Genomic DNA, 1,069 nt, shown 5'->3' on the forward strand with positions numbered 1-1,069 from the left:
AGGGGTGGCCGCCAGGCCGGCGTGGCCGGAGGTGCGCGGCGTGGCGGAAGTGATGGACATGCACGGCGTGCTGCACGCCAGCGAGCGGATGCAGGAGATAGTCCAGGCAGGCCTCAACAGCGGCAAGCTGATTGAAGGCCACGCCCGCGGGCTGAACGGCGCGGATCTGCAGGCCTATCTGGCCGCCGGCGTCACCTCCGATCATGAGCTCACCTCAGCGGAGGATGCGCTGGAAAAGCTGCGCGCCGGCCTGACGCTGCAGATCCGCGGCTCGCACCCCTATCTGCTGGAGGATATCGTCAAGGCGCTGAAAACCCTGCCGCACCTCTCCTCGCAGATCACCGTCTGCACCGACGACGTGCCGCCGGATATGCTGCTGGAAAAAGGCGGCATTATCGCCCTGCTCAACCTGCTGATCGGGCACGGCCTGCCGGCCACCGATGCCCTGCGCTTCGCCACGCTGAACGCAGCGATCCGCCTGCAGCGCCATGACTTAGGCTTGATTGCCGCCGGCCGCCGCGCGGACCTGGTGGTGTTCCCGGCGCTGGATAAGCTGCAGGCGCGGGAGGTCTACGTCGCCGGGAAGCTGATTGCCCGGGACGGGAAGCTGTGCCGGCCGATCCCTGCGGCCACCGGCGTCGCGCCGCCGCGCGATACCCTGCAGCTTGCGCCGCTGAGCGCCGAGGACTTTATCCTTAAGGTGGGCGGTATTCACCACGGCGTCGCCCGCCTGCGGCATATTCGCGGCGCGCGCTTTACGCAGTGGGGAGAAGTTGAGGTGCAGATCCGCGGCGGCAAAGTCCAGCTGCCCGACGGCTTTAGCCTGATTTGGGTCAAGCACCGCCACGGTCGCCATCAGGCGACGCCGCAGATTGCCCTGCTTGAGGGCTGGGGCGAGCTGCGCGGGGCGATTGCCACCAGCTACTCCCACGACTCGCACAATCTCGTGGTGCTCGGGCGAGACGCCGAAGAGATGGCACGGGCCGCCAACCGGCTGATCGCCTCCGGCGGCGGCATGGCGCTGGCGCAGCGGGGAGAGATTCTGGCCCCCGGCGCCATGCCGATTGCC

At 68.4% G+C, this 1,069-nt stretch carries 1 protein-coding gene; it reads left to right on the plus strand.

Annotated elements, in window-relative coordinates:
• Positions 1-1,069 (plus strand): adenine deaminase C-terminal domain-containing protein (locus PFH44_RS27885; protein ID WP_283826882.1); only part of this gene is annotated, 1,069 nt, incomplete at both ends.

The organism is Klebsiella sp. Ech2A (assembly GCF_030078455.1).
GTDB lineage: Bacteria > Pseudomonadota > Gammaproteobacteria > Enterobacterales > Enterobacteriaceae > Klebsiella > Klebsiella terrigena.